General features: G+C 72.2%; 6 protein-coding genes. 3 read left to right on the top strand and 3 right to left on the bottom strand.

Translation table 11 applies throughout. The annotated features are described in order from the left end of the window. Positions 1–190: 190 nt before the first annotated feature. The gene (locus ACZ4VL_RS08805) at positions 191–709 is read right to left on the bottom strand and encodes a DUF4245 domain-containing protein (RefSeq protein WP_468197442.1); all 519 of its coding nucleotides are present in this window, start codon (positions 707–709) and stop codon (positions 191–193) included. 260 nt (positions 710–969) lie between these two features. Here ACZ4VL_RS08805 and glpX point away from each other — a divergent pair, with 260 nt between their 5' ends. Continuing rightward, entirely contained in the window at positions 970–2,001 is a 1,032-nt protein-coding gene (gene glpX, locus ACZ4VL_RS08800) for a class II fructose-bisphosphatase (protein ID WP_468197424.1), read from the top strand. Positions 2,002–2,166: 165 nt separating this feature from the next. Here glpX and ACZ4VL_RS08795 read toward each other — a convergent pair whose 3' ends face one another. Then, entirely contained in the window at positions 2,167–2,568 is a 402-nt protein-coding gene (locus ACZ4VL_RS08795) for a WhiB family transcriptional regulator (protein WP_404234190.1), read from the bottom strand. Between the two features lie 249 nt (positions 2,569–2,817). After that, the gene (locus tag ACZ4VL_RS08790; RefSeq protein WP_468197421.1) at positions 2,818–3,576 is read right to left on the bottom strand and encodes a DUF1707 SHOCT-like domain-containing protein; all 759 of its coding nucleotides are present in this window, start codon (positions 3,574–3,576) and stop codon (positions 2,818–2,820) included. Between the two features lie 151 nt (positions 3,577–3,727). Here ACZ4VL_RS08790 and ACZ4VL_RS08785 point away from each other — a divergent pair, with 151 nt between their 5' ends. Both ACZ4VL_RS08785 and ACZ4VL_RS08780 read left to right on the top strand, forming a co-directional pair. Then, positions 3,728–5,392 (top strand): fumarate hydratase, encoded by a 1,665-nt coding sequence (locus tag ACZ4VL_RS08785; RefSeq protein WP_468197419.1) that lies wholly within the window; start codon positions 3,728–3,730, stop codon positions 5,390–5,392. Between the two features lie 255 nt (positions 5,393–5,647). Next, positions 5,648–6,412, top strand: a complete 765-nt coding sequence (locus tag ACZ4VL_RS08780) for a glycerophosphodiester phosphodiesterase (protein WP_468197417.1) — start codon at positions 5,648–5,650, stop codon at positions 6,410–6,412. Positions 6,413–6,804: the final 392 nt, after the last annotated feature.

The raw sequence follows: 6,804 nt of genomic DNA, 5'->3' as shown, positions 1-6,804 counted from the left end.
TACAATACGCACACCGATGACGCTCCTACCCCATGCCCGCCCCCGCACAACCACCCGCCCCACCGCGCCCTCCCCCCCCTCCCCCCCCCCCCCCCCACGGCCTTTTCGCGCTCCGTGGGGTGCGCGGGGCGCGCAGGGGTACGCGTGAGTACGCGGGAGTACGCCGGGGGCCCGAAGCGCACCGCCGGCGTCACTGACCCTGCTTGAACTCCAGGGCCGCCGCCATCTTGCCGAGGTCCTCGAACGGGGCCGTGCCCGTCACCACGGTGACGTGCCCCTGGTCGCGCCGTACGAGGGCGTCGTACTTCTCGCCGTCCCAGCGCTCCCACGCCGCGTCGCCGACCTGCTGGGTCTCACCGGTGGCCGCCGCCCTCTGGGTGACCTTGTCGAGGTACTTGGGCGAGACGTCACTCGACTGCTCGATGGCCACGTACTGGCCGTCGGGGTCCAGGAAGCCCAGGTGCCAGGCGTGGGAGTCCTTGCGGTCGAAGGTGACCGAGGTCGCCCGCCATTCGGCCGGCAGCCCCACGGGCGCCCCGACCGGGTACGGCGCCGCACGCCGGGCCGTGATCGTCTCCACGCGGTAGTCCACCACGTGCGTGGGATCGGCCTTGTCGTCGTGCGGGACGAAGATGTAGATCCCCGCCACGACAATGCCGATCACCGCCAGTGACCGGACCATGTCCCAGACCGTCTGCTTGCCTTTCATACCTGCCACGCCACCATCGTCCCCCATGGCCCCGGGCGATCACCGCCGGGGTGGGCGCGGCGCACGGGCACACGGGCGCGGGGCCCCGGCACACCCCTCCGCGCACCCTCCGCACGCCCTCCGCAAGACGTCCGCTCAGGACAACCGGGCGACCGATAATCCGCTCATACGTGACCCGCCCTGCTCAGTTTGTCAACGTAGCGATAGAGTTCGAGCACCCTCACCTTCCCGGCCGTCGTCGTACAGAAAGGTGCGCTCCGATGACCGAGCACAACCTGCCGCCCCAGCTCGAAGTCGCCCCCGAGGCACCCGACCGCAACCTCGCCCTGGAGCTCGTCCGGGTGACCGAGGCCGCGGCGATGGCCGCGGGCCGGTGGGTCGGGCGCGGGGACAAGATCGGCGCCGACGGCGCCGCGGTCAATGCGATGCGGACCCTGATCTCCACCGTCTCGATGAACGGCGTCGTCGTCATCGGCGAGGGGGAGAAGGACGAAGCCCCGATGCTCTACAACGGCGAGCGGGTCGGCGACGGCACCGGCGCCGAGGTCGACATCGCCGTGGACCCGATCGACGGCACCACCCTGAACGCCAAGGGCATGCCGAACGCCATCGCCGTCCTGGCCGCCGCCGACCGCGGCACCATGTTCGACCCCTCCGCGGTCTTCTACATGGACAAGCTGGTCACGGGCCCCGAGGCCGCCGACTTCGTCGACATCAACGCCCCCGTGTCGGTCAACATCCGCCGGGTCGCCAAGGCCAAGCGCATGGCCGTCGAGGACGTCACCGTGGTCATCCTGGACCGCCCCCGCCACGAGGGCATCGTCAAGGAGATCCGCGAGACCGGCGCCCGGATCAAGTTCATCTCCGACGGCGACGTCGCGGGCTCGGTCATGGCGGTGCGCGAGGGTACCGGCGTGGACATGCTGATGGGAATCGGCGGCACCCCCGAGGGCATCATCTCGGCCTGCGCCATCAAGTGCCTGGGCGGTGTCATCCAGGGCAAGTTGTGGCCGAAGGACGACGCCGAGCGGCAGAAGGCCATCGACGCGGGCCACGACCTGGACCGCGTCCTGCACACCAACGACCTGGTGTCCGGCGACAACGTCTTCTTCGTCGCCACCGGCATCACGGACGGCGAGCTGCTGCGCGGCGTCCGCTACCGCTCGGAGACCGCGACCACGTCCTCCCTGGTCATGCGCTCGAAGTCCGGCACGATCCGGCAGATCGACTCGACCCACCGCCTGTCGAAGCTGCGCGCGTACAGCGCCATCGACTTCGACCGCGCGAAGTAGGAGTACGGATCCGGATCCCGGATCCCGGACCCGGGGCCCGGTCAGGGGCCCCGGATCCGGGCCGCCGGGTTCGAGCGCACCCGGCCGGCGACCGTGCCGGCACAGCGAGAGGGGCGGTTCCCGTGTGCGGCGGGACCGCCCCTCTCGCATGCGCGCGTACGGGTCTCAGCCCGCGGCGGCTATCGGCCCGGCGCCCGGCGCCGCCTGGCGCAATTCCGCCGCCCGGCGCCGCCGCCGGGCCAGCACCACCCGGCGCTCCGCCGCCGTGAGCCCGCCCCACACCCCGTACGGCTCGGGCTGGAGCAGGGCGTGCTCGCGGCAGGCGACCATCACCGGACAGCGGGCGCAGACCCGCTTGGCCGCCTCCTCACGGGACAGCCGGGCCGCCGTGGGCTCCTTGGACGGGGCGAAGAACAGTCCCGCCTCGTCCCGCCGGCACACCGCCTCCGCGTGCCATGGGCCGTCATCCTCCCGTGCGGGCACCCGCGCCTTCGGCACGGCGGCCGGACGTGCCTGAAGGGTCGGTACGGCGGCTACCTGCAGGGACTGATGCGGCGGATGCTGCACGGTCTACTCCTGACGACGGATACGCAAGCGAGAGACGATGCACCTGTCCCTACCCGCTGTACGCGCCCCTATGCACTGCGTGCGGCGCGCCCGGCGCTGCGGGAAAAGTCGACCGAAACCCGATGCAGCTCCGGCGCGGCCGCACCCCTGGAGGAACTCCGCCTCCACCCCGGGTGGGCGCCCGGAGTCATCCGGTGGCGGGCCGAAGGCGTGCGGGCGCCCGGCGGGGATGGCGGGGCGGCCGCGCGGTTATCCCTGCAGCCGCTTCTGCAGCTTGTGGGCCAGGTCGACCAGGCGGGAGCCGAACTTGGGGCGGGCCTCGATGTTGCCCAGCAGGGCGAAGCCGCGGATGATCACCACGGGGGCGTTCGGGTCCGTGCCCGGGCGTCCCTCACCGTGGACCTCGAAGTTGCCGAGGACGCCGCTGCCGTGACCGCGCAGGGTGACGTTCTCCGGGACCAGGACCTCCACGTTCCCGAGCACGCACGCCACGTTGATCTCGGTGACCTGCTGTTCGAAGACGGCCTCGGTGAGGTCGATGGTGATGTCGCCCATGACGGAGACCGCCCGGGTCTGCGCGGCCGGCCGCCACCGCCCCTTGCGGGCGGAGCTGCTGCACACCGCGACCACCGTCTCGGCGTTGCCGGGCAGGCCGGCCGGTCCGGCCGGGGCGCGGCCCGCGGTGCCGGTCGCGTACGCGGACGACGCCGGGGAGCCGCCGGGCGCGGGCAGGTCCCGTACCAGGACGTCCAGCTCGGCGACGGTCTTCAGGGCGTACAGGGAGTCCAGGCGCTCGGAGTGCTCGTCCGCGGTCAGCCGGCCCTCGGCGAGCGCGTCGGACAGGATCTGCGCGATCCGGTCGCGGTCGGCGTCGGAGGCGCGCAGGCCGCCGGCGACGGGGGCCGCGGACGCAGGCGCGGGCGCGGGCGGCGTCACGGCCGGGGCGGTGGCGGGCGCGGCCGGGGCCGTGGCGGCGGCAGGGTCTGCGGGGTGCTTTTCCATGTCCACGTCGACCAGCATAGCGAGACACGATAGATCGCGATAGTCGCTGGTGAGCCTTACCTCACAGACACATCCCCACGGGGAGGTCCTACGCTGGTTGACCGCGCTGCCAAATCGGTCGTCAGCGCTGTCCGCCCGAGTGAGGATGACTGCCGTCATGCCAGAGTTTGCGTACACCGACCTGCTGCCCCTGGGCGAGGACTCCACGCCGTACCGGCTGGTGACCTCCGAGGGCGTCTCGACCTTCGAGGCCGACGGCCGTACGTTCCTCAAGGTCGAGCCCGAGGCGCTGCGCAAGCTCGCCGAGGAGGCCATCCACGACATCCAGCACTTCCTGCGCCCGGCCCACCTCGCGCAGCTGCGGCGGATCATCGACGACCCCGAGGCCTCCGCGAACGACAAGTTCGTCGCCCTGGACCTCCTCAAGAACGCGAACATCGCGGCCGCCGGCGTCCTGCCCATGTGCCAGGACACCGGCACGGCGATCGTCATGGGCAAGCGCGGCCAGAACGTCCTCACGGAGGGCGGCGACGAGGAAGCGCTCTCCCGCGGCATCTACGACGCGTACACGAACCTGAACCTGCGCTACTCGCAGATGGCCCCGCTGACCATGTGGGAGGAGAAGAACACCGGCTCGAACCTGCCCGCGCAGATCGAGCTGTACGCGACCGACGGCGGCGCGTACAAGTTCCTCTTCATGGCCAAGGGCGGCGGCTCCGCCAACAAGTCCTTCCTCTACCAGGAGACCAAGGCGGTCCTCAACGAGGCCTCCATGATGAAGTTCCTGGAGGAGAAGATCCGCTCGCTCGGCACGGCCGCCTGCCCGCCGTACCACCTCGCGATCGTCGTCGGCGGCACCTCGGCCGAGCACGCGCTGAAGACCGCCAAGTACGCCTCCGCGCACTACCTGGACGAGCTGCCCCGCGAGGGCTCCGCCCTGGGCCACGGCTTCCGCGACGAGGCCCTGGAGCAGCAGGTCTTCGAGCTCACCCAGAAGATCGGCATCGGCGCCCAGTTCGGCGGCAAGTACTTCTGCCACGACGTGCGCGTGGTGCGCCTGCCGCGCCACGGCGCCTCGCTGCCGGTGGCCATCGCGGTGTCCTGCTCCGCCGACCGCCAGGCCGTCGCGAAGATCACCGCCGAGGGCGTCTTCCTGGAGCAGCTGGAGCGCGACCCGGCCCGCTTCCTCCCGGAGACGACGGACGACCACCTCTCGGGCGGCGAAGTCGTCACCATCGACCTCAACCAGCCGATGGACGACATCCTGGCCGAGCTGTCCCGGCACCCGGTCAAGACCCGCCTCTCCCTCACCGGCCCGCTGGTCGTGGCGCGCGACATCGCCCACGCGAAGATCAAGGAGCGGCTGGACGCGGGCGAGGAGATGCCGCAGTACCTCAAGGACCACCCGGTCTACTACGCCGGCCCGGCGAAGACCCCCGAGGGCTACGCCTCGGGCTCCTTCGGCCCGACCACGGCCGGCCGCATGGACTCGTACGTCGAGCAGTTCCAGGCGGCGGGCGGCTCCAAGGTCATGCTGGCCAAGGGCAACCGCTCCCAGCAGGTGACCAACGCCTGCGGCGCGCACGGCGGCTTCTACCTCGGCTCGATCGGCGGCCCGGCGGCCCGGCTGGCCCAGGACTGCATCAAGAAGGTCGAGGTCGTCGAGTACGAGGAGCTCGGCATGGAGGCGGTCTGGAAGATCGAGGTCGAGGACTTCCCGGCGTTCATCGTCGTGGACGACAAGGGCAACGACTTCTTCCAGAACCCGGCCCCGGAACCGACCTTCACCCACATCCCGGTCCGCGGCCCGGGCCTCGCCTGACCGCTGGCGGCCCCACATCCGCACTGAGCCCCCGGCCCCGCCGGGGGCTCAGTGCGTCCCCCGGCCGAAACCGCACCCGAGCAGTTCCGGTTCCCGACTCCACCGTGACCGGCGTCGTCACGCGCTCCGGGGACCGGGCGCCGGGGCGGCAGTGGGGGGCAGGGGGTGGGGTGGGGTGGAGTGTCATCTGGTGTTCGGCCACGTGTGGATGGTGCGGTACCGGCGGCTCCGTCGCAGCCGGTTAACGTCTCCCCTATGACACAGCTGCTCCCCACCGCCCGCGACGTGCGGGTCATCGCCCACCGCGGGGCCTCCCACGAGCACCCCGAGCACACCCTCGCCGCGTACCGGCAGGCCATCGCCGACGGCGCGGACGCGCTGGAGTGCGATGTGCGGCTGACCGCCGACGGACGGCTGGTGTGCGTGCACGACCGGACGGTGGAGCGCACCTCCGACGGGCGCGGGGTCGTTTCCGCGATGACGTACGAGCAGCTCGCCGCGCTCGACTTCGGCGGTTGGAAGGGCGAGGAGCACCGCGGGGCGCAGGTGCTGCTCTTCGAGGACCTGCTCAAGGAGGCGCTGGCCGCTGACCGGCCCGTCGGGCTGGCCGTCGAGACCAAGCACCCCAGCCGGGCCGGCGGCCGGCTGGAGGCCGAGCTGGTGCGCGTGCTGAGGGACCACGGGCTCGCCGACGGCGCCGACGGCCGCGTCGAGGTGATGAGCTTCTCGCGGAACGCGCTGGTCAGGATGAACCGGCTCGCGCCCGGGCTGCCGGCCGTGTACCTGATCGAGCGGGCCGTGCGGCCGCCGCGGCCGCCGTTCGCGGGGCACGCCGGGCCGGGCATCGACCTGGTGCGCCGGGATCCGGGGCTGGTGGCGCGGCTGCGTGCCAAGGGGCTGCGGGTGCGGGTGTGGACGGTGGACGAGTTCGAGGACGTCGAGCTGTGCCTGCGGCTCGGGGTGGACACGATCATCACCAACCGGCCGCGTGAGATCCGCGCGTACATCAACGACCGCTAGCCCGCTCGCCTCCCTCCCTCCCCCGCCCCTGCTCTGCCGATCGGCGTACGGCCTCCCCCGGAGGTCCGGCCGATCGGCAGATGGCTGCCGGCCGGGGCCGCGGCCAGGCTTGTTCCGCAAGCGAACGGAGCACCTGGTCGAGGGAGTTCGAATGAAGATCCGCAGCATGGTCCTGTCCGCCGCCGCGCTCGGCACCGTCGGTGCGCTGGTTCTCGCGGCGCCCGCGCCGGCCTCCGCGCCGCGCGCCGCCGCCGTGCACGGCACGGCGCGGGTGCTGTTCTCGTACGCGCCGCAGGGCGACGTGATCCGGTTCGGCGTGGACGCCGAGGCGGCGCCGTACACCCGGCCGGTCACGATCGAGGGGAAGCCGCAGCCGGGGACGCCCGTGGACG

It is taken from the genome of Streptomyces sp. NPDC029014, assembly GCF_055564695.1.
This window is presented reverse-complemented; position numbering and strand designations above follow the sequence as displayed.